Below are 21,788 nucleotides of genomic sequence, written 5' to 3'. Positions count from 1 at the left end.
GGAACCCTGCATTGCGCGCTATCCTGTAGCGATGGTATCGCTGCTCCCCCGCCCCGGAATGCTTGCCCACGTCACTGCCTGGTGTATTTGCGACATGCCTGTCATCGGCCACAGGGCATAAGACCATGGGATAACGAGGTCGCCCGGGCACCTTGAAACGTCGCCCACGGATAACTCTCCCCGGCCCCCCTGTTCCACTCTAGCCTTCCAGGCATCCGTTCAGGCCGTTCTAATGCACCATTCTAGTGCAATACGCGACCTGCTGGCCTGGTCTCTTTAAACGCAAGTGATGGCACCAGGAGGTTCCAGCATGTCAGATAACCGCGGCGTGGTTTACATGGGCCCGAGCAAGGTCGAGGTCCAGGACATTGCCTACCCGAAAATGGAAACGCCCAACGGCAAGCCCATCGATCACGGGGTCATCCTGAAGGTGGTGTCCACCAACATCTGTGGCTCCGACCAGCACATGGTGCGCGGCCGTACCACGGCGCCCCAGGGCATGGTGCTGGGTCACGAGATCACCGGCGAGGTGATCGAAAAGGGCAGTGATGTCGAGTTTCTCGACATCGGTGACATCGTCTCCGTGCCCTTCAACGTGGCCTGTGGCCGCTGCCGGACCTGCAAGGAAGGCCATACCGGCCTGTGCCTGCACGTCAACGATGACCGTGCCGGCGGCGCCTACGGCTACGTCGACATGGGCGGCTGGGTCGGCGGTCAGGCGCGCTACGTCATGGTGCCCTACGCCGACTTTAACCTGCTCAAGTTCCCGGACCGCGATCAGGCGATGAACCAGATTCGCGACCTGACCATGTTGAGCGACATCCTCCCGACCGGCTTCCACGGCGCACTGAAGGCCGGCGTTGGCGCAGGCTCGACCGTCTATGTGGCCGGTGCCGGCCCGGTGGGTCTGGCGGCGGCCGCTTCGGCCCGTCTGCTGGGTGCCGCCGTGGTCATGATCGGCGATTTCAACCACAAGCGTCTGGAGCATGCCCGCAAGATGGGCTTTGAGCCGATCGACCTGAACAAGCACGACCGTCTCGGTGAAATGATCGCCGCTGTCGTCGGCGAGCCCAAGGTCGACAGCGCCATCGACGCGGTCGGTTTCGAGGCGGTCGGTCATGGTGGCAAGGAGCAGCCGGCCGTGGTGCTCAACCAGATGATGGAAGTGACCCGCGAGGCCGGCTCCATCGGCATCCCGGGGCTTTATGTCACCGAAGACCCGGGCGCGACCGAAAAGGCCGCACAGACCGGCAGTCTGAGCCTGCGCTTTGGTCTGGGCTGGGCGAAGGGCCACTCCTTCCATACCGGTCAGACCCCGGTGGTGCAGTACAACCGTCAGCTGATGCAGGCCATCCTGCACGGTCGTCTCAACATTGCCGAAATCGTCAACGCCCAGATCATCACGCTCGAAGATGCGCCGAAAGGCTACGAAGAGTTTGATGCCGGCGTGGCCAGCAAGTTTGTGCTCGACCCGCACGGCATGCTGGGCGCTGCCTGATCCATTTGAAGGCAGACGCAAAAACGCTCATGGCCATGACCATGAGCGTTTTTTAATGTCCCGAAGATAAAAAGACGGATGGCGGCGCACCACCACCCGCAGGTCAAACGGTCTAGAAATCGACGACCAGATCGCCCTTCGGACGGCTGCAGCACGACAGGATGTAACCTTCCTCGATGTCTTCGTCGGTAATTCCGCCGTTGTGCTCCATGTCCACTTCGCCCGACTTGAGCCCGACCCGGCAGGTGCCGCAGATGCCCATGCCGCAGGCCTTGGGAATATGCAGCCCCACCTGGGCGGCGGCGCTGTGCACCGTTTCGCCGGGCTGAATCTGGACGCTCTTGCCGGAGGTGGCAAACTCGATATTGACCAGATCCGACTCGTCGATGTTTTCGGCCGCTTCTTCGGCCCGCTCGGCCAGCTCCAGCGCATCTTCCTTGACGTCGGCCGGCGTCGCCCCGAACAGCTCTTCATGGTAGTGATCCATGTCGTAGTTGTTCTGGCGCAGGATGTTCTTGATGGCGTTCATGTAGGGCACGGGGCCGCAGCAGAAGATCTCGCGCTCCATGAAATCGGGCGCCATGAGCTCCAGCATGGGCTGGGTCAGAAAGCCGCGATAGCCGGCCCAGGCCTCGCCGATATCCTCTTTCTTTTCACAGACGATGTGCAGCTTGAACTCCGGAATACGCGAGAACATGTGCACCAGCTCGCGGTGATAGATGACATCACGCGGCGCGCGGGCACTGTGGATAAACTCGACATCCACGTTGGCGTTGGTGTCAAAGAACCAGCGGGTCATCGACATCAGCGGCGTGATGCCGACGCCACCGGACAGCAGCAGCACCTTGTCGGCCGGGTAATCGATCGAGTTGAAGTTGCCAACGGGGCCGTGTACGGCAATCTTGTCGCCGACGTTCAGATTGGCATGCAGCCAGTTGGAGACCTTGCCGCCGGGAATCTGCTTGACGGTGATCGAGAAGCTGTAGGGGATGGAGGGTGAACTGGAGATCGTATAGGAGCGCATGATCTGCTCACCTTCGATCTCAAGCTCCAGAGTCACGAACTGACCCGGCTTGAAGAAAAAGAGAACGGGCTGTTCCGCCATGAAGCAGAAGGTCCGTACATCCCAGGTTTCCTGGATGATCTTGACGCAACGCACCTCATGGCGGCCATTGGTCCAGGTCTGAGTGGTAACCGGGTTGTAAAAGTTCATTGTCATGATGATCTCTGCCTGGCAGTGCCGCAGCTATGCGCTCGTCGATCCGTGTTGACGACACGGGTCGACACCCTTTCCAACTGGCATTCTGGTGACGCCTCCCACCCCGAGCTTGTCTGTCAGCGACACACACATACCTTTCATCCCCACTTTTTCTCCCGTACCAGAGTGTCAGGTCGTCGTGACACTCTTTCATGTCGCGGGTAGACAACCGGGGGGGCATGACCCTGTATCACAATCGCCAACCATCAGGATGAATTTTTTCTCCATGCATGAATACCAGGTCAGACAACACAAATAATATCCGCTCAACCGTATTGTCGTTTTCGCGCACAGGCGACAATGAAAAGGATTTTTGGTATGGACATGACAGCTTCTTATGGACCGGATGACGCTCTGAATCAGGCACGCCAGGCCGCAACCGACCTGCTTCAGAACCGAAACCCCACCTACTCACTGCCTCAGCCGTTCTACAACGACGCCCGATTCTTCGCACTCGACATGCAGGAGGTGTACGAGAAGGAGTGGCTTTTCGCCGGCATGACCTGTGAAATTCCCGCCAAGGGCAATTTCATGACGCTGGAGATCGGCGACAATCCGATCGTCATCGTCCGCGGTGCCGAAGGCGTGATCCATGCCTTCCACAACGTCTGCCGCCACCGCGGATCACGGCTCTGCACCAGTGAAAAGGGCAAGGTCGCCAAGCTGGTCTGCCCGTACCATCAGTGGACCTATGAACTCGACGGTCGCCTGCTGTTTGCCGGCAGCGACATGGGCACCGATTTCGATTTGAACCAGTTCGGTCTCAAGCCGGTCAACGTCCGCACGGCCGGTGGCTTTATCTTCATCAATCTCAGTGAAGAGCCGCCCGCGATCGATGATTTTCTGGTCTCGCTCGAGCACTATCTCGAGCCGTACGACATGGACAACGTCAAGGTGGCGACGCAGAGCTCCATCGTCGAACAGGCAAACTGGAAGCTGGTCATCGAGAACAACCGCGAGTGCTACCACTGCAACGGCGCACACCCGGAGCTTTTGAACTCGCTGATCGAGTTTGACGACACCGAAGACCCGCGTGCTACCGAGAAGTACAAGGAGCTGGTCACCCGCAAGCAGGCCGACTGGAACCGCGAACAGGTGCCCTGGCAGCTCAAGCGCTTCGGCAAGCGCAACCGGCTGACCCGTACCCCGCTACTGGATAACGTGGTCTCCATGACCATGGACGGCAAGCCGGGCAGCAAGAAGCTCATGGGTCGTCTGACCAGCCCCGACATGGGCTCGCTGCGCATTCTGCACCTGCCCAACTCATGGAACCATTTCATGGGCGATCACGCCGTGGTGTTCCGGGTGCTGCCGCTCGGCCCGCAGCGCACCATGGTCACGACCAAGTGGCTGGTGCACAAGGACGCCGTGGAAGGCGAGGATTACGATCCCGAACGCCTGCGCCACGTCTGGGACGCCACCAACGATCAGGATCGTCAGCTGGCCGAAGAGAACCAGCGCGGCATCAACTCGAAGGCGTATCAGCCCGGCCCCTACTCCGAGACCTACGAATTCGGTGTCATCGACTTCGTTAACTGGTACAGCGAGCGCATGCTGACCCACATGGGTCATGAGGCGCCGGCCCTGCATCTGGCCAAGGGGTAATTTTCTGCCCCGGAGGCGTCTGAAAGACAGGGCATGACGGTAAAGGGACTGGCCACGTGTTGTGCGCCAGTCCCTTTTTCATGTCAGCAGGGGTATTTCAATTCAGTGCCGGCAGCAGATATTTCTCGATGGCCTGTCGCACCGACGGCAATAGAATATCCGACCGTCTGACCATCTCATCCACGAGCTCTTTCAGCCCATCAACTCCCTCGCCCCGGTGCTTGCACAGCGCCATGCGGGCACAGGTATCCGGGCCTGCGCCCTCGGGGATATGGACGCCAAGCGCTACCAGCCGCTCCCGAAAATCATCGCCATCGATCAGATCGACAATCATCATCCCAACGCCCTCCTGTTGCCCTTTGGTCTGCCTGCCAGTCGATATTAAAGGCAATAGACCAATGGCGCGCCCGCCCCAGCGGCAATGGATATGTCGACGTCGCTTTTAAACAAATGTCTTCTAAAGGAGCGCACAAGAATGCGCTACAGCCGAAGGGGGCTGGTTGTATAACAACAAAGAGGACCGCGTATGGATGACCGTGCCCCATTGCTGACGTCGGGCCAGGACAACAAACAGATGATGGGCATGGACTTTCACCATCCCGTCTTTCCGCTCTCTGCCGTCACCATTCTTGCCTTTCTGGTCTACGCCCTGATCTATCCCGATATGGCCAACGCACAGCTGGGACTGGCGAAGACCTGGTCCATCGCGCATTTCGACTGGCTGTTCATGATCTCCGGTAACGTCTTCGTCCTCTTTTGTCTGGCATTGATCGTGCTGCCGGTCGGCCGTATTCGGCTGGGCGGGCCCGGGGCCAGACCCGAGTTTTCGCGCATGTCCTGGTTTGCCATGCTCTTTGCCGCCGGCATGGGCATCGGGCTGATGTTCTGGAGCGTGGCGGAACCGGTAGCCTACTACACCGACTGGTATGGTACCCCGCTCAACGCCCCGGCCCGCACCGCCGAAGGGGCGAGCGCAGCCTTGGGCGCCACCATGTTTCACTGGGGGCTGCACCCCTGGGCCATCTATGGTGTGGTGGGACTGTCGCTGGCCTTTTTTGCCTACAACCGCGGCCTGCCGCTGACGCTGCGCTCGGCCTTCTATCCCCTCCTCGGCAGGCATACCCGCGGCTGGACCGGCCATGTCATCGACATCCTGGCGGTGCTGGCGACGGTCTTCGGCCTTGCCACCTCGCTGGGCTTTGGCGCCTCCCAGGCCGCTGGCGGGCTGGCCTATCTCTTTGATGTCCCTAATACGCTGGGCACCCAGCTGGCCATTATCATCGTGGTCAGCGTACTGACCCTGATCTCGGTCTGGCGCGGTATCGATGGCGGCGTCAAGCTCTTTTCCAACCTCAACATGGTCATCGCCGCACTGCTGCTGGCATTTGTCATTGCGGTCGCCCCGACGCTGACCGTCCTTGCCGGCATCGGCACCACGGCGTCGGCCTACATGACCCACCTTCTGCCGCTGTCGAACTGGATCGGTCGTGACGATGGCAGCTGGTATCACGGCTGGACCATCTTCTACTGGGCGTGGTGGATCTCATGGTCGCCCTTTGTCGGCATGTTCATCGCGCGCGTCTCGAAAGGGCGCACGGTGCGTGAATTCCTGGTGGCCGTACTGGTCATTCCGACCCTGGTCACCCTGATCTGGATGAGCACCTTCGGTGGGCTGGCGCTGTATCAGGTCACCAACAACATCGGCAAGCTGGCCGGTGGTATCGACGATGTCTCGCTGGCCATGTTTCACATGCTCGAGCAGCTGCCCCTGTCCGGTGTGACCTCAACGCTTGCGATCGTTCTGGTGCTGGTGTTTTTCATCACCTCGTCGGATTCGGGCTCGCTGGTCATCGACAACATCACCGCCGGCGGCAAGACCGACACGCCGCGCGGCCAGCGGGTGTTCTGGGCCACCATGCAGGGCTCGATTGCCGGGGTGCTGCTCTACGGCGGCGGCACCACCGCCATGAGCGCCCTTCAGGCCGGCGCCGTCGCCACCGGACTGCCCTTTACCGTCGTGCTGCTTCTGATGTGCGCCAGCCTCTACATGGGCCTGCACCGCGAGCACTACGGCCCGGCCGCGCCCGGACGGCCGGCGGCCGTCTCATGAGCCCGTGGCGCCGGGTCGAAAGCCCGGCCCCGAAAAACCAGCGTGACATGACAGGGCCGCCCCGCGGGGCGGCCCTGTCGTTTTCCACATGGCCATGTCGTAAATGCCATCTCCCGTGACGCTGGCGAGCATGAGTGACCGGCCGTCTCACGACATGCTTTTCGGACAAGTAGTACAAGACCTACCACGCTGGAGCCTTCCATGGTCTACACCATCGCCATTTTGTGCAGTCTCGTCGGCTATTTCCTGATCGGTCATCTGGCCGGGCGGCGCGTCAAGCATCTCGACGACTACCTGGTGGCCGGGCGCAACGCACCGACCTTTTTTATCCTCGGCACGCTGGTGGCCAGCTATCTGAGCACCAGCGCCTTCCTGGGCGAAACCGGCTTTGCCTATGACGGCTACCCCTTCGTGATGTTGATCTTCGCCGCCATGAGCACCTCGGGGTGTCTGCTGGGGGCGCTGGCCTTCGGCCGCTACCTGCGGCGCAGCGAGGCGAAGACGGTGCCGGAGTTCTTTGGCAAGCGCTTTGACTCCCGGCGCGTGCAGATGATCGCCGGACTGACCACCATCATCGGCCTGGGCGCCTATCTGATCGGGGTCATGCAGGGCGCCGGCATCATGTTCTCGGAACTGACCGGCCTGCCCTACTGGACCGGGCTGGTACTGGTGTGGCTGACCTATACCGGCTTTATCCTCTACTCCGGCTCCCAGGGCGTGATGATCACCGACACCATCATGTTCGTGATCTTCTCGCTGGCCGCCCTTGGCGGCTCGGTCTATATCCTGCAGGACCTGGGCGGCTGGCACGGCGTCATCGAGGGCCTGCTGGCCCAGACCGACAAGCCCGATATCGCACTGTGGCACGGCATGCTGGACGGACCGGACGCCACCTTCTCGACGCCGGGCGAGGCGCTGACCTGGGGCATTACGCTGGGGCTGGTGTGGGCCGCCGTACTGGCCGCCAGCCCGTGGCAGTCGAGCCGCTATCTCATGGCCCGCAACGAGCACGTGGTGATGCGCTCGGCGATGCTCACCGCCGTGGCGCTGGCCGTATTCTATGCGCTGATGATGATGACCGGCGCCGCCGTCAATCTGTATGACAGCGGGCTCGACGGCGAGCGGGCCATGGTCTGGGCCTCGCTCAACGTTCTGCCGACCTGGCTGGGCGTGGTGATTCTCACCGGCGTCTTTGCCGCCGGGCTGTCGTCGTGCTCGACCTTTCTGTCGATCATCGGCTTCAGCATCTCCAACGACATCCTGCCGCCCAATCGCAGCGAGAAGGCCGCCATGCGTGCCAGCCGCCTGTCGATTCTGGGCGCCGGCGTGGTATCGCTGATCATTGCGCTGTTTCAGTCGCCGGCGGTCATGGCGGTGGTCTGGTTTGCCGCCACGCTCTTTGCCTCCTCCTGGGGGCCGGTGGCGCTGATGAGCGTCTGGAGCCGCCGGATTACCGCCGCCGGTGCCGGCTGGGGTCTGACGGTCGGCTTTGTCAGCAATATCGCCCTGTCGCTAATGGATCAGGCGCAGTGGATTTCGCTGCCCGTCTATCTGCACCCGGTGGTGCTCAGCACCCTGGCGGCGCTGGTGGCGATCATCGTGGCCTCCAAAATGACCCGGGTCACCGACATTCAGCGGGCGTATCGCAACTTTCTGCACGAATACGATCGTGAGGTCAGTGCCAACTGGATCTCCGGCACGCGCGTCATTGCCGCCTGCACCATGCTGGCCGGCATCGCCGTGGGGATCTTTCTGTGGGTGCAGTACGCCGACACGCTGGCCGCACTGGCGGGGCAGTTCAACGTTTCCGAACAGGCCACCACGGGGGCCTACGCGCTGGCGATCGGCTGCGGCACCATGCTGCTGGCCGCCGGCGGCGCAGGCTACTGGGTGGTGAGCAAGCGACGGCAGACGGCCGCCGACAGCGACCAGGCGGCCCGCACCACCTGATGCCTGCCTTCGACCGGCCGCCAGGGCCGGTCGCTTCGTGGGCGCGCGAGCCTGTCAGCGCCGCCCGATTTCCGTTTCTTCAACGCAATAAAACGCCCCGCCAAAAGGCGGGGCACAATGCGTTTTAATCCCTTTTTTTAACCGGTGTCTGCGATCCTGTGTCTGCCGATGGCAGACGATCAGCGCAGCACGCCCTCTTCCCTGAGAAGCTTGAAGATGGCCTCGGCGCCCTGCTCCGGGGTCACATCGTTGAGGGTCTGTCCGCCACCGCCTTCGGCCTTGGCAGCGGCCGCCTTGAAACGGTCGCGGGCGGAGGAGGACTTGACGACCTTGAGACGCTTGGGCCGCTTGCGCGCCGGCTGAATGCGCCACTGGGCCAGGGCCTCATCGGCCTCGCTGGTCTGTGGCTGGATGTCCAGCTCACCACGCCTGGCGGGACCAAAGGCGCTCTGGCGCGCCGCCGGGGCGCTGGTATCAACGGTGGCAATCGCCGGCAGACGCACCCGCAGGCGGCGGCGCTTGCCCCGGGGCAGGGCCTGCAGCACCGTGGCCACGCCCTTTTCGACCGACTCGACCGCGGCCAGTCCGTTGATGACCGGCCATCCCAGTGCCTCGGCCAGCAGGTAGGGCAGCATGCCGGAGGCCTCGCCGGTCTCGGCACGCGTGCCGGTCAGTACCAGCTGGGGCGCACCAGCGCGCAGGGCATCGGTCAGCGCCGGCACGACATCGGCCTGAGGCGTCTGTTCGAGCAGCCGCACCTCATCGATGCCCATGCCCAGATAGCCGCGGATGGCCTCCTCGTGGTCGCTGTCATGCTGCCCGGCATGCATCAGATTGACCGAGGCGCCCTTGAGGCCCAGCGCCATTTCCACGGCGCGGGCATCCTGATCGGCGCGCCGCGTGCGGGCCGTCAGCGGGTGACGGCCGATCGACACCAGTACGGCCACGTTGAGCCCGGCAGCGTTGGGGGACTGTGCTTCAAGCGGCATCGCGGCTGCCCTCCTGTTCGGCACGGTAGCGTTCCACACGCTCGACCAGGGCGGCCAGAATGGCGTTGGCATCGCCGATCACGGCGAGATCGGCGCGCTTGACCATGTCACAGCCCTCATCGAGGTTGATGGCCACGACCTTCTCGCAGGTCTGAATGCCCTGCAGGTGCTGAATGGCCCCGGAGATGCCCACGGCCACGTAGACCTTCGCCGACACCCAAGTGCCCGTGGCACCGACCTGTCGGTCGCGCGGCATGTAGCCATCGTCAACCGCCACGCGCGAGGCGCCCTTGGTGGCACCGAGCACGTCGGCGGCGTGGTGAAAGTTGTCCCAGTCCTTGACGCCGTTGCCGGCGGAGAGAATGAACTCGGCCTCGGCCAGCGACACGCTGGCCGGGTCGACCGCCACCTCACCGACGTCCTCGATACGCCCCAGCACGTTGGGCAACGGCTGCGACAGCTCGATGGGCTCGGCGGCGTGACGGGTCTCGGTGATCGGATCGGCGCATTCGGCCAGGGCAATCACGACGCGCGGCAGATCGCGAACGATATCGGTGGTGCCGGCCGCCCCGCGGGTGGTGCAGCGCCAGCCGGTGGCGCTGTTGCTGTCGGCTTCGACCTGCCAGACCTGGGTGGCCGCCCGCTCGCCCAGCCGCACGCTCAGGCGTCGGCCCAGCTCGCCGCCGCCCTGGGTAGAGTCGGGCAGCAGCCAGTAGCGCGGCGAGATTTCCCGGTCCACGCCCTGAAGGGCCGCAATCCGGTTTTCGGGGGTGTAGCCGTCAAACTGCTCGCCTTCCAGCGTCAGCAGCTGATCGATGCCGGCTTCGTCAAAGGTGACCTCCTTGTGCTCGCCATAGAGGATCGCCAGCACCGCGCCGGGGTTGTCCGGATCGGCGTCGGCCAGCTGGCGCGCCAGGCCCAGCACATCGCGATCATGCCCCGAGAGGCGGCCGCCGGCCATGTCCGGTACCACAGCCACCGTGAAGGCCGGCGACTCGATGGTGACGCGGCGACGGCTGTCCTTCGCCTCGGCACTGCGCCCCGGCGCCTGCGACGCCTGCTGGGCACCGCTGCGGTCAATGCGGCGAATGCCGTTGGGTCCGGTGAAGCCGACGGCGTGCGGATTACGCCGCATCACCCCGTTGGGCCCCATCCATTCACTGGCTACTGCGCCGCCGCTCTCGGCCAGTACCTCGAGATGCTGCGGGTGCAGACGGTTGCGGGCGATCCACTCCTTGCGGGGGTCGCGACGAACAAGCTCGCTCATGACGTTACCTCCTCGACATTACGCTCGGTCTGCGTGGCACCCTTCGACGCGCCCTTCTCCGTCTGAGCATCGGCGAGGAGCGCATCGGCCACCAGCTCGGCGATATCCTTGATGTCGGCGCGCGGCTCCACCACGCCTTCCAGCATGGCCGTGCACTGCGGACAGCCTACCGCGACCGTTTCGGCACCGGTGGCCTGCACATCCTGCATGCGCATGTCCGGGATACGCTGCTTGCCGGGAATATCGGTGATCGGCGCACCGCCGCCACCGCCACAGCAGCGCGAACGATAACCGGAGCGTGCCATCTCCTGCACCTCGATCCCCAGCGCCCTGAGCACATCGCGCGGGGCCTCGTATTCGCCGTTGTAGCGACCGAGATAGCACGGATCGTGATAGGTCACGCTGCCGCCCTTCCAGGCCTTGAAGGTGAGGCGCTCGGCCTTGACCAGCTCATTGATATAGGTGCTGTGGTGATAGACCTCGTAGTCGGCCGGCATGTCGGCACTGCCCAGCTCGCCGTACTCGTTTTTCAGCACGTGGAAGCTGTGCGGGTCACAGGTCACGATACGCGAGAAGCGATACTGGCTCATGGTGCGGATATTGCGCTTCGCCAGCGCCTGGAAGGTGGCTTCATCGCCCAGACGGCGCGCCACGTCACCGCTGTCGCGCTCCTCGTTGCCGAGCACCGCGAAATCGACGTCGGCGGCACGCAGCACCTTGACCAGCGAGCGCAGCGTGCGCTGGTTGCGCATGTCAAAGACACCGTCACCCAGCCACAGCAGCACCTCGGCTTCGCCCTTGTCGGCCATCAGCGGCAGATTGAGATCCGCCGCCCAGTTCAGGCGCGAGCCCGGGTCAAAGCCGCCGGGGTTGTCGGTGGCGATCAGGTTGTCCAGCACCTCGGCACCCTTGTTGGGCGTGTTGCCGTGCTCGAGCGTCAGAAAGCGGCGCATGTCGACAATGGCATCGACGTGCTCGATCATCATCGGGCACTCCTCGACGCAGGCGCGACAGGTGGTGCAGGACCACAACGTCTCGGCATCCACCAGCGCGCGACCCTCGCGGGGCACGATTGGCCCGTTCGGGCTGCCGCCGTGCTCGCCGATCGGCTTGCCCGGATAGGGTGAGCCGTAATAGTCGGCGTCGGTGCTGTTGCGCATGCCGACGATCATGTCCTGAATCAGCTTTTTGGGGTTGAGCGGCTGACCGGCAGCGAAGGCCGGGCACATCGCCTCGCAGCGACCGCACTGCACGCAGGCGTCAAAGCCCAGCAGCTGGTTCCAGGTAAAGTCGGTGGGCTTTTCAACGCCCAGCGGCTTGTCGGATGCCTCCAGATCCAGCGCCTTGAGGCCACTGGAGCGCGCGGCACTGGCGTTATGCGGCGTGCTGAAGCGCTCGGGACGACGATGCCAGGCCAGATGCAGGGCGCCGGCAAAGGCGTGCTTCATCGGCCCGCCCCAGGTCATGCCGAAGAACATCTCGCCCAGCCCCCAGGTGACGACCGCCGCCAGCACCAGTGCGATCAGCCAGCCGCCGGCGTCGGCCGGCAGGACGCCGGCCGTGGGCAGCGTGACCATGAACACACCGATGGAGAAGGCCATCAGGCTTTTGGGCAGGCGCATCCAGGGCCCCTTCGACAGTCGCGAGGGCGGCGGATTACGGCGTTTGGCCACGAAGAGACTGCCCACGAACATGCTGACCGTGGCGACCAGCAGCACCCAGGCGAGAATAACGCTGTCCAGCCCGAAGCCGTGCACCACGACGGCCAGCAGGGCCGCCAGCACGAAGCCGCCGGCCGTGGCGACGTGGGTCTTCGAAATGTACTTGTCGCGATCGACGATGTGGTGCAGATCGACCAGATAGCGCCTGGGCACCTGCATCAGCCCCTTGACGATGGGCACGGGAGAGGGCCGCCCCTGGCGCCACAGACGGATACGGCGAACCGCGCCGATGACGGCCAGCGCGAGCGCAGAAAACAACAGGATCGGCAAAAGGATATCAAGCATGGCGTCTCTCCTCTCGGAGACACCGTAAGCACCGAACGTCACGGGCCCTTTGGTCCATGACGTTCAGCTTCTTACAGCGTTATTGTTTCAGAAGTCCTTGCAAAGCCGCAGCGCGTCATAGATGGCAGCGTGCGTGTTGCGCGGTGCGGTGCAATCGCCCAGACGGAACAGCACGAAGCCGTCACCGGTCTCGGACAGGCAGGGCTGGGGCTCGATCGCATAGAGCGCTTCGAGATCGACCTGACCCTTGTTGCGCGACTGCTCCTTGAGGCTGTAGTACAGCGCCTCGTCCGGACGCACCCCGTTTTCGACCACCACCTGATCCACGACCCGCTCTTCCTGGGCGCCGGTGTACTCGTTTTCCAGCACAGCCACCAGTGAATCGCCTTCGCGATAGACCTTATGCAGCGCGAGATCCGAGGTCATGATGACCTCCTTCTCGTACAGGCTTCTGTAGTAGGTCGGGAAGGTCGTGCCACCCACCGCAGCGCCGGGCTTGATGTCGTCGGTCACGATCTCGACGCGGGCGCCCTTGTCGGCCAGATAATCCGCGGCGGAGACGCCGGCAAATTCGCAGATCGTGTCGAAGATCAACACGTTCTTGCCCGGCTCGACGTCGCCATTGAGGATGGCCCAGGTGCTGACCACCAGGCTCTTGCCCGTGTCCTCGTCATAGCCCCACTCCGGTACCTGGGAGAGGAACGGCTGCCCGCCGGTGGCCAGAATCACCACGTCCGGTCGCAGATCGGCGATGGTCGCTTCATCGGCCTTCGTCCCCACGCGCTGATCGACTTCCAGACGATTCAGCTCGAGCTGATACCAGCGGGTAATGCCGGCAATCTGATCGCGCTGCGGTGCTTTCGAAGCAATGGTGATCTGACCGCCGATCTGGTCCAGCGCCTCGAACAGCGTGACATCATGGCCGCGCTCGGCGCACACGCGCGCCGCTTCCATGCCACCGGGGCCACCGCCGACCACCACGACCTTGCGCTTTGGCCCTTCGCTTTTCTCGATGATGTGCGGCAGGCCCATGTATTCGCGCGAGGTAGCCGCGTTCTGGATACACAGGACATCGAGGCCCTGGTACTGACGGTCGATGCAATAGTTGGCGCCGACACACTGCTTGATCTGATCCACCTGCCCCATCTGGATCTTGGCGATGAGGTGCGGGTCGGCAATATGGGCGCGCGTCATGCCCACCATGTCGACGTGACCGCCCTCCAGAATACGCTGCGCCTGGTTGGGGTCCTTGATGTTCTGGGCGTGAATGACCGGAACGCTGACGATCTCCTTGATGCCCGCGGCCAGATGCAGAAACGGCTCCGGCGGATAGGACATGTTGGGGATGACGTTGGCCAGGGTGTTGTGGGTATCGCAGCCCGAGCCCACCACACCGAAATAGTCGATCTGGCCGGTGGCGTCGTAGTAGGCCGCGATGCGCTTCATCTCGTCATGATCGAGACCGTCCGGGTGGAACTCGTCACCACTGATGCGCAGGCCCACCGCGAAGTCATCGCCGACCTCTTCACGCACGGCCTTGAGCACTTCCATGCCAAAGCGCATGCGGTTTTCAAAGCTGCCGCCCCACTGGTCGGTTCGCTTGTTGACGCGCGGGCTCCAGAACTGGTCGATCAGGTGCTGGTGCACGGCGGACAGCTCGACGCCGTCAAGGCCGCCTTCCTTCGCCCGGCGCGCGGCCTGGGCGAAGTCACCGACGATACGCCAGATCTCCTCTTCCTCGATCGTCTTGCAGGTCGAGCGGTGGACCGGCTCGCGGATGCCGGACGGCGACACCAGCGTTGACCAGTTAAAGCCATCCCAGCGCGAGCGACGCCCCATGTGGGTGATCTGGATCATGATCTTGCCGCCATGCTTGTGCACGGCATCCGCCAGATTCTGGAAGTGCGGGATGATGCGATCGGTCGACAGGTTGACCGAGCTCCACCAGGCCTGCGGGCTGTCGATGGACACGATCGACGAGCCGCCGCAGATGCACAGGCCGCAGCCCCCCTTGGCCTTCTCTTCGTAGTATTTGACATAGCGGTCGGTGGTCATGCCGCCGTCGGTGGCGTACACCTCGGCGTGAGCGGTGCTGACCACACGGTTGCGGATGGTGTGCTTGCCGATCTGGATCGGCTTGAACAGAGCTTCGAATGCCATTGCAAGGATCCTCGGTTACGCGGGCGTGACAACAAACAGACCGTGATCGTGGCCCTGCTGGGCGCCACTCTGGGTCTGTACGGCAACGGTGCGCAGGTCACTGCCACGGGCGCCCAGAATCTGGTCCATGGCGCCGGCAAACCAGCCGGTGAACATGTACTCGACCTTGCGATCCACCTTGCCCATCTGATAGACGAAGGCGCTGTGCTCGAGTCGCACGCGGGCCGTGCCGGCCTCCAGGTCGATCTCTTCGGTAATGAAAAGACCCCAGCCGCGCTGTGACAGTCGCTTCATGTAGTGCTCGAAGACATCCACGCCTTCCAGACCGTGAAGCTCGGCTTCCTTCTCGCACCAGTGCCAGGCGCTCTTGTAGCCGGCGTGATAGAGAATCTCCGCGTATTTCTCGGCACCCAGGGCCTCTTCGACGGCCATGTGGTTGTTGATGAAGAAATGACGCGGTACGTAAAGCATCGGCAGGGCATCGGTGGTCCAGATGCCGGTTTCACTGTCGACTTCAATCGGGAGTTCGGGAGCTTGTTTCGTCACGGTCGTCTTCCTCAAGCTTGTCGTTATTCAGGTCAGGGGCCGGTGTCGGTCCCGATAGGCGATGGGAAACCGGGTCGGGGCAGCGGGTCAGGCACCGCCCCGGCCCTGTCGGGCGGTTATTCGCCCCAGACGTCCTTCAGGGTTCTCATCCAGTTCTCGCCCATGATCTTTCTGACCTGGGATTCACTCAGGCCGCGCTTCAACAGCGCCTCTGTCAGATTGGGGAATTCGCCGACGGTGCGGATGCCTTCGGGATTGATGATCTTGCCGAAGTTGGTCAGGCGACGGGCGTAGCCCTTGTCGTGGGTCAGCCACTCGAAGAACTCCGGACCGTGCCCCTGGGTGAAGTCGGTACCGATGCCGATGGCGTCCTCACCGACGATGTTCATGATGTATTCGATCGCTTCGCAGTAGTCGTCGATGGTCGAATCGACCCCGTTTTTGAGAAACGGCGTGAACATGGTCACACCCACGAAGCCGCCGTGATCGGCGATGAACTTGAGCTCTTCATCGGACTTGTTGCGCGGATGCTCCTTGAGGCCTGACGGCAGGCAGTGGGAGTAGCACACCGGCTTTTTGGATTCGAGAATGACTTCCTGAGAGGTCTTTTCCCCCACGTGGGAGAGATCGCACATCATGCCGACACGGTTCATTTCAGCCACGATTTCGCGACCGAAGCCGGACAGCCCGCCGTCGCGCTCATAGCAGCCGGTACCGACCAGGTTCTGGGTGTTGTAGCACATCTGCACGATGCCCACGCCCAGGTTCTTGAAGACCTCGACGTAGCCGATCTGGTCTTCAAAGGCGTGCGCGTTCTGGAAACCGAAGATGATGCCGGTCTTGCCCTCTTCCTTGGCACGGGTGATGTCCGCGGTGGTGCGGACCGGGCGGACCAGGTCGCTGCACTCGTCCATCAGCTTTTTGGACGCCACGATGTTATCGACCGTTGCCTTGAACCCTTCCCAGACCGAGACGGTGCAGTTGGCCGCAGTCAGACCGCCGCGGCGCATGTCTTCCAAAAGCTCCCGGTTCCATTTGGCGATGATCAGGCCGTCGATCACGATGGCGTCGTCATGCAGTTCGGCAGGGGTCATGGTCAGGCTCCAGATGGTGACTAATGCGACGAGCATATCCCTGCCCCGACATCGTCCGACGCCTGGAAACGACGGGGAAAATTCCAAAAGCGTCATGACCTGCCAAAGAGCGACGTCACGAGTCGACCCCGCACACCGGCCCACGGATAAACTACCGGCGAATCAGATCACTGCCGTAATTCCCCCCTGTCAGCCCCCGGACAGGCGGGCATGAAAAAGGAGCTGCCCCGGTCGGGGCAGCTCCTTTCATGGCGCGAACAGCGCGGAATACGGGGGGTCAGCGTGACAGCGGTACGCTGGCGAACGTCGGTTCTCCCTGGGCGTGCATCAGCGACATCATCGCGCTGGACATGGGCTCGCTCGTGGCCGGCTCGAACGCCACGATCTTGCCCTGCTGCAGCGCATTGGCCGCGCTGGCATTGCGACTCTGCCAGCTGTTGCTGCCCGAACGCTCGCCTCTGGGCGGCACGCCAAAGTATTCGCGATAGCATTTCGAGAAATGGGGTGTCGACACGAAGCCGCAGACCGAGGCCACCTCGATGATCGACAGCGACGTCTGCTTGAGAAGCTGACGCGCCCGCACCAGACGCAGCTTGAGGTAGTAGCGCGACGGCGAACAGTGCAGATAGCGCTGGAACAGCCGCTCCAGCTGACGCCGGGAGACATTGACGTAGCGCGCCAGCGTATCCAGCTCGATCGGCTCTTCGAGATTGGACTCCATCAGCGCCACGATCTCCAGCAGCTTGGGCTGGGTAGTGCCCAACACGTGCTTGAGCGGCACGCGCTGGTGATCCTGCTCGTTGCGCACCCGCTCGCAGATGAACATCTCGGAGATACCGGCCGAGAGCTCGTGACCGTGATCGCGGGCGATCAGATTGAGCATCATGTCCATCGGCGCCGTCCCGCCGGAGGCGGTGAACCGGTCGCGATCGATCGAGAACAGCCGCGTGGTCAGCGTGACGTTGGGGAAGGCCTCCTGCATGGACGCCAGACACTCCCAGTGGATACTGGCCTCGTAATGATCCAGTAGTCCGGCCCGGGCCAGCGCCCAGCTGCCCGTACAGATGGCACCGATGCGCCGCAGCTGACGCGACTGTGCCTGCAGCCAGTGCGCGTGTTCACGCGTAACGCTGTGCTGGGGCCCCACCCCGCCGCAGACCACCACCCAGTCCAGCGACAGGGGCACGGTGATCGAGACATCGGGGGTCACCTGCAGTCCATCGCTGGCCCGCACCGGCGCGCCGTCCTGGGTCAGGGTGTACCAGCGATAGAGCTCGCGTCCGGCCAGCTGATTCGCCATGCGCAGCGGCTCGATCACCGAGGCCAGCGAAATCAGCGTGAAGTTATCAAGCAGCAGGAAGCCAATGGTTTGCGGCGTGCCCAGGCCGCTGGCTCCCGTTACGGGGCCTGCCTTATGATCAGGTAACATGGTCGTCATGCCTCCTCAACTTTTCCTGCTCTTGTCATTGTTTTGGCAGACTCGTCTGCGATCTGTCGAAGCACGATTGCCATGACATGCATCATGCATCATTTCTACTGCAACAGTCGCCTCTTAATTTGTCGCTAACAGACACGTATACACGGTTTTATGGACAATGTATCGCCCTCCGTTAGTTGAAAGCGTCGCTCTCGGAACATTGAGCGTCGCACTCAAAAGCCCTGAATGACGCACGGACACCGGAGACGACACGGGGTTACAGACGAGGGATGACTGCTGACAAGTCGCCATCCAGGCAGACGCTCATCCGCTACTGTCAGGAAAGCGTGTCATGCGGCATGCGAGAAAACAGGTAGACGACCGTGGGAGGCGCATTAATCCATGTACTCGCCCTGCCCGCTGAGCACCCGGACAAACCTGTCGATTTCCTTACGACGGCACAGCCGCACAAACCGGATATGCCGATATCGCGGGTCCGCCATGGCCGTAACGTAGCGCCGGCGGTTGCGTCGCCAGGTCTTCAGGGTCCAGAGCAGGATAGAGTCACGGCTGAAGAACGTGCCCTTGAAGCTCTCCCGGTTGCCGGTGCCGGGCCACAGCTCCTGCTGTGTCCAGGCGCGATGCACGGCCCGGGTGACGGCCTGCACCATCGTGCGCCAGAACCCGGTATCGACCCAGATCACCATGTCCACGTCGCGCCACTTGATCGCGCGGGTGCGATCAAGATTGCCATCCAGCACCCAGCCGGGTGAGGTGGTCAGTACCTCCTCGATCTCTGCCAGAAACTGCGCATCAGGCTTCTCCTGCCAGTTCGGCAGAAACAAGAGCGCATCCATTTCGATATGGGGCAGTGACAGCGCCTCGCTCAGCCGGCGCGCCAGCGTGCTCTTGCCGGCACCGGTCGTCCCGACCACGTTGATTTTCATTGCCTTGTTCCAGTAGCCCCCGGGTCACGGTTTATAAGCGGCTCAAAATAGCAGATCCGGGCTGGCCAGAGATCGCGCCGGCCAGGCCGGTGCAAAACACCTATCGCCAAAAACTTCTTAAATGTTACGTTATAACGTTTTATAAAAGACCACTCGATCATTACCCGGAACGCACCCCATGACACCTGTCTTTATTCGCTATACCGCTACCGCGCTCATGACCGCGGGCCTGCTCGCCGCCAGCAGCACTCAGGCCGTGCTCGCATCCGACACACACGGCCACGGGCATGACCACAGCCACGATCACGACCAAAGCCATGATCACGAACACGGCCACGATCATGACGAGGACATCCACTCGGGCTATTTCGATGACGATCAGGTCAAGGCGCGGGCGCTTTCCGACTGGGAAGGCGACTGGCAGTCCGTCTACCCGCTGCTGCAAAACGGCACGCTGGATGAAGTCCTTGCCCACAAGGCGGAGGAAGGCGACAAAAGCGTCGAGGAATACAGGATGTACTACCGCGAGGGCTATCGCACCGACGTCGAGCGCATCGAGATTCACGATCAGGACGTCACCTTCCACGCCGACGGCGACGCCTATACCGGCCATTACGCCGATGACGGCTACGAGATTCTGAACTACGAAGCAGGCAATCGCGGCGTGCGCTTTATCTTTCAAAAGACCGAAGGCGACGACCGGGCACCGGATTTCATCCAGTTCAGCGATCACGACATCGCCCCCACCGATGCCCATCACTACCATCTCTACATGGGCGATGACCGCCAGGCACTGCTGGACAACGTGGTCAACTGGCCGACCTACTATCCCACCAGTTATAGCGACCGGGAGGTCGTTGACGCCATGATGGCGCACTAAGCGCCCGCCCGGGGCCGCCGATGCAGGTGGCCCCCCTCGCCTTAAACCCGAGCTGAGGAACGCAGGGTACGCTTGAGCCCATTAACGGCAGAGGTGGCCTTGCCCCTGTCACCACTCACGGCTCAAGGGTCAACACCATGCGCAATCGGCCGGCCTGGCTCACCATTGGCATCCACTTTCTCATTGCCCTGCTCGTCGGCACGCTGCTGGGCAGCATCGTGCAGACCCAGATGAACCTGGCGGCCCTGCAGCAAATGGGTGTGGATATTTCGGTCATGCAGCGCCTGACGACGACCCTTGGCGATCTGATCCGGTTCGCGCCGGTCTATGCCGCGCTCTTCTCGGTCGGGTTTGTGATTTCGCAGGCCCTGGCGCTTTTGATCTCGCACCACTTCTGGAGCGGCCAGCACCGTCCCGTGCTCTGCGCGCTGGCTGCCATGGTGGCGCTGTGGCTCACCTTCCAGCTGGTCAACCTGTTCGCCCCCATGCCGACGTTGATCGCCGCCACCCGCACCACCGCCGGCATGATCGCGATGCTGATCAGTGCCGGTATTGCGGGCGTAGTGCTGGCGTTTCTGCGCGGCGCCGGCCAGCAACGCACGGCAAACCGCGCCACCGGCACGATGACAGTGGCGCTACTGGCGGCCGGCACTGCCGGTCTGGCCCCTGCCCCCGACGCGCTGGCGCAGCCCGAGGCCACCGATTACCGGATCGAGACCGTCGCCGAGGGGCTGGAACACCCCTGGTCGCTGGCCTTTCTGCCCGACGGGCGCATGCTGGTCACCGAACGCCCGGGGCGGCTGCGGCTGTTGAGCGCCGAGGGCGACACGCTCACCGCCTCGCTCGACGGCGTGCCGGCGGTGTTTGCCTCGGGCCAGTCCGGGCTTTTCGACGTGCTGCTGTCGCCCGATTTCGAGCAGGACCGGACGCTGTTTCTCGCCTACGCCTGCGGCACACCCAGTGCCAACCACGCCTGCCTGTCGCGTGCCCGCCTTGGGGAGAACAGGCTCGAGCAGGTCGAGGAGATCTTTCGTGTCGACCCGGCCAAGTATGGCGATGCCCACTTTGGCGGCCGGCTGGCCTGGCTGTCGGATGGCACGCTGATCCTCACCCTCGGTGACGGCTTCGACTACCGCGAGCAGGCCCAGAACACCGCCAACCACATCGGCACCCTCGTGCGCCTGAACCCGGACGGCAGCGTCCCGGAAGACAATCCCTTCGTGGGTGATGATACCGCCCGGCCCGAGATTCTGAGTTACGGCCACCGCAACGTGCAGGGCCTGGTCGTGGATAACAAGGACCGCATCATCATTCACGAGCACGGCCCGAAGGGCGGCGACGAGATCAACCTCATCCAGCCGGGCGGCAACTACGGCTGGCCGATCGCCACTACCGGACTGGATTACACCGGCGCCCGCGTCACGCCCTTCGACACCTATCCCGGCACGCAACCGCCGCTGTTGGAATGGACGCCCTCGATCGCCCCCTCCGGCATGACGCGCTATGACGGCGCGCTGTTCCCTCAGTGGCAGGGTGATCTGCTGGTCGGCGCACTGGTCGATCGCGAGGTCCGTCACGTCACGCTTGCCGACGACGCCACGCAGGCCGAAGACGTCGAGGGGCTCTTTGGCGGGCTCGACGAGCGCATTCGCGACGTACGCACCGGCCCGGAAGGGGCAGTGTATCTGCTGACGGATAGTCCCGAAGGGCGGGTACTGCGGGTGATGCCGGCGAGATAACGAACGTCCGGCGCTCCTTTCAGGCATGACTGCCGCCCCGAGCGCGCAGCCATTTTTCAGGAGGTCTGCTCCATGTCCTGATGCGGAGCGGATCGCTACCGTTGCCTGCCCCGTTTTCAACCCGGCCCTCCCTGCATCATCTAGCAGGTCGGCCCGCCACAACCCGAGCACGACGCTGATTGCCAAAATCAAAAACGTGATCCATGTTAAATATCGAGGCAACCAATAGGTAAAGACGATGATTATTTTTGCATTAATAGTCGGCATTACAGGCGCGCTGGCCTGGTGGCGGCTCTACCGGCACTTCGAAAAACGCAAGGCA

At 62.9% G+C, this 21,788-nt stretch carries 16 protein-coding genes; 6 read left to right on the top strand and 10 right to left on the bottom strand.

Going from position 1 to position 21,788, the window contains the following annotated elements; genetic code table 11:
• The first annotated feature begins 310 nt into the window (after positions 1-310).
• Positions 311-1,498, top strand: coding sequence for a formaldehyde dehydrogenase, glutathione-independent (gene fdhA / locus M1D97_RS02420; protein WP_456269157.1), 1,188 nt, complete (start codon positions 311-313; stop codon positions 1,496-1,498).
• 112 nt (positions 1,499-1,610) lie between these two features.
• Here the strand turns inward: fdhA and M1D97_RS02415 are convergent, their stop codons facing one another.
• Entirely contained in the window at positions 1,611-2,717 is a 1,107-nt protein-coding gene (locus M1D97_RS02415; protein ID WP_456269156.1) for an FAD-binding oxidoreductase, read from the bottom strand.
• Positions 2,718-3,074: 357 nt separating this feature from the next.
• On the opposite strand from M1D97_RS02415, the gene M1D97_RS02410 reads away from it, so the two are divergent.
• Positions 3,075-4,361, top strand: a complete 1,287-nt coding sequence (locus M1D97_RS02410) for an aromatic ring-hydroxylating oxygenase subunit alpha (RefSeq protein ID WP_456269155.1) — start codon at positions 3,075-3,077, stop codon at positions 4,359-4,361.
• Between the two features lie 97 nt (positions 4,362-4,458).
• Here the strand turns inward: M1D97_RS02410 and M1D97_RS02405 are convergent, their stop codons facing one another.
• Positions 4,459-4,698 carry a hypothetical protein gene (locus M1D97_RS02405; RefSeq protein ID WP_456269154.1) on the bottom strand — a complete coding sequence of 80 codons (240 nt, stop codon included), beginning with the start codon at positions 4,696-4,698 and terminating at the stop codon, positions 4,459-4,461.
• Positions 4,699-4,887: 189 nt separating this feature from the next.
• On the opposite strand from M1D97_RS02405, the gene M1D97_RS02400 reads away from it, so the two are divergent.
• Positions 4,888-6,471 carry a BCCT family transporter gene (locus M1D97_RS02400; protein WP_456269153.1) on the top strand — a complete coding sequence of 528 codons (1,584 nt, stop codon included), beginning with the start codon at positions 4,888-4,890 and terminating at the stop codon, positions 6,469-6,471.
• Between the two features lie 201 nt (positions 6,472-6,672).
• On the top strand, positions 6,673-8,421 hold the full coding sequence (locus M1D97_RS02395) for a sodium:solute symporter family protein (RefSeq protein ID WP_456269152.1): 1,749 nt from the start codon (positions 6,673-6,675) through the stop codon (positions 8,419-8,421).
• Between the two features lie 179 nt (positions 8,422-8,600).
• Here the strand turns inward: M1D97_RS02395 and etfB are convergent, their stop codons facing one another.
• The 8 genes from etfB to M1D97_RS02355 form a co-directional block, all read right to left on the bottom strand.
• Positions 8,601-9,410, bottom strand: a complete 810-nt coding sequence (etfB, locus tag M1D97_RS02390) for an electron transfer flavoprotein subunit beta (RefSeq protein WP_456269151.1) — start codon at positions 9,408-9,410, stop codon at positions 8,601-8,603.
• On the bottom strand, positions 9,400-10,677 hold the full coding sequence (gene etfA, locus M1D97_RS02385) for an electron transfer flavoprotein subunit alpha (protein ID WP_456269150.1): 1,278 nt from the start codon (positions 10,675-10,677) through the stop codon (positions 9,400-9,402). Before etfA ends, etfB begins: the two co-directional genes overlap by 11 nt.
• The gene (locus M1D97_RS02380) at positions 10,674-12,683 is read right to left on the bottom strand and encodes a (Fe-S)-binding protein (protein ID WP_456269149.1); all 2,010 of its coding nucleotides are present in this window, start codon (positions 12,681-12,683) and stop codon (positions 10,674-10,676) included. The genes etfA and M1D97_RS02380 overlap by 4 nt, the downstream gene beginning before the upstream one ends.
• Positions 12,684-12,770: 87 nt before the next feature.
• A complete protein-coding gene (dgcA, locus tag M1D97_RS02375; protein WP_456269148.1) occupies positions 12,771-14,843 on the bottom strand; it encodes a dimethylglycine demethylation protein DgcA in 2,073 nt (690 codons plus the stop codon).
• A gap of 15 nt (positions 14,844-14,858) precedes the next feature.
• Complete coding sequence (locus M1D97_RS02370) at positions 14,859-15,389, bottom strand: DUF5943 domain-containing protein (protein WP_456269147.1); 531 nt, start codon at positions 15,387-15,389, stop codon at positions 14,859-14,861.
• 116 nt (positions 15,390-15,505) lie between these two features.
• On the bottom strand, positions 15,506-16,483 hold the full coding sequence (locus M1D97_RS02365; protein ID WP_456269146.1) for a dipeptidase: 978 nt from the start codon (positions 16,481-16,483) through the stop codon (positions 15,506-15,508).
• Between the two features lie 277 nt (positions 16,484-16,760).
• Complete coding sequence (gene gbdR / locus M1D97_RS02360; RefSeq protein WP_456269145.1) at positions 16,761-17,912, bottom strand: choline metabolism transcriptional regulator GbdR; 1,152 nt, start codon at positions 17,910-17,912, stop codon at positions 16,761-16,763.
• 383 nt (positions 17,913-18,295) lie between these two features.
• Entirely contained in the window at positions 18,296-18,847 is a 552-nt protein-coding gene (locus M1D97_RS02355; protein WP_456269144.1) for an adenylate kinase, read from the bottom strand.
• Positions 18,848-19,025: 178 nt separating this feature from the next.
• Here M1D97_RS02355 and M1D97_RS02350 point away from each other — a divergent pair, with 178 nt between their 5' ends.
• Positions 19,026-19,727 (top strand): metal-binding protein ZinT, encoded by a 702-nt coding sequence (locus M1D97_RS02350; RefSeq protein WP_456269143.1) that lies wholly within the window; start codon positions 19,026-19,028, stop codon positions 19,725-19,727.
• 137 nt (positions 19,728-19,864) lie between these two features.
• Positions 19,865-21,466: a PQQ-dependent sugar dehydrogenase gene (locus tag M1D97_RS02345; RefSeq protein WP_456269142.1), complete on the top strand. Its 1,602-nt coding sequence runs from the start codon at positions 19,865-19,867 to the stop codon at positions 21,464-21,466.
• Positions 21,467-21,788 lie beyond the last annotated feature (322 nt).

It is taken from the genome of Kushneria sp. AK178 (assembly GCF_053903105.1).
Note: the sequence above shows the minus strand (reverse complement) of the source record. Positions and strands in the feature narration are given on the sequence as shown.

Coding starts and splice junctions, on each gene's coding strand:
- M1D97_RS02405 (WP_456269154.1), bottom strand. CDS start 4,698: ATGATGATTGTCGATCTGATCGATGGCGATGATTTTCGGGAGCGGCTG.
- M1D97_RS02400 (WP_456269153.1), top strand. CDS start 4,888: ATGGATGACCGTGCCCCATTGCTGACGTCGGGCCAGGACAACAAACAG.
- M1D97_RS02350 (WP_456269143.1), top strand. CDS start 19,026: ATGACACCTGTCTTTATTCGCTATACCGCTACCGCGCTCATGACCGCG.
- M1D97_RS02395 (WP_456269152.1), top strand. CDS start 6,673: ATGGTCTACACCATCGCCATTTTGTGCAGTCTCGTCGGCTATTTCCTG.
- M1D97_RS02355 (WP_456269144.1), bottom strand. CDS start 18,847: ATGAAAATCAACGTGGTCGGGACGACCGGTGCCGGCAAGAGCACGCTG.
- M1D97_RS02380 (WP_456269149.1), bottom strand. CDS start 12,683: ATGCTTGATATCCTTTTGCCGATCCTGTTGTTTTCTGCGCTCGCGCTG.
- M1D97_RS02410 (WP_456269155.1), top strand. CDS start 3,075: ATGGACATGACAGCTTCTTATGGACCGGATGACGCTCTGAATCAGGCA.
- fdhA (WP_456269157.1), top strand. CDS start 311: ATGTCAGATAACCGCGGCGTGGTTTACATGGGCCCGAGCAAGGTCGAG.
- M1D97_RS02365 (WP_456269146.1), bottom strand. CDS start 16,483: ATGACCCCTGCCGAACTGCATGACGACGCCATCGTGATCGACGGCCTG.
- M1D97_RS02345 (WP_456269142.1), top strand. CDS start 19,865: ATGCGCAATCGGCCGGCCTGGCTCACCATTGGCATCCACTTTCTCATT.
- M1D97_RS02415 (WP_456269156.1), bottom strand. CDS start 2,717: ATGACAATGAACTTTTACAACCCGGTTACCACTCAGACCTGGACCAAT.
- dgcA (WP_456269148.1), bottom strand. CDS start 14,843: ATGGCATTCGAAGCTCTGTTCAAGCCGATCCAGATCGGCAAGCACACC.
- etfB (WP_456269151.1), bottom strand. CDS start 9,410: ATGCCGCTTGAAGCACAGTCCCCCAACGCTGCCGGGCTCAACGTGGCC.
- gbdR (WP_456269145.1), bottom strand. CDS start 17,912: ATGTTACCTGATCATAAGGCAGGCCCCGTAACGGGAGCCAGCGGCCTG.
- etfA (WP_456269150.1), bottom strand. CDS start 10,677: ATGAGCGAGCTTGTTCGTCGCGACCCCCGCAAGGAGTGGATCGCCCGC.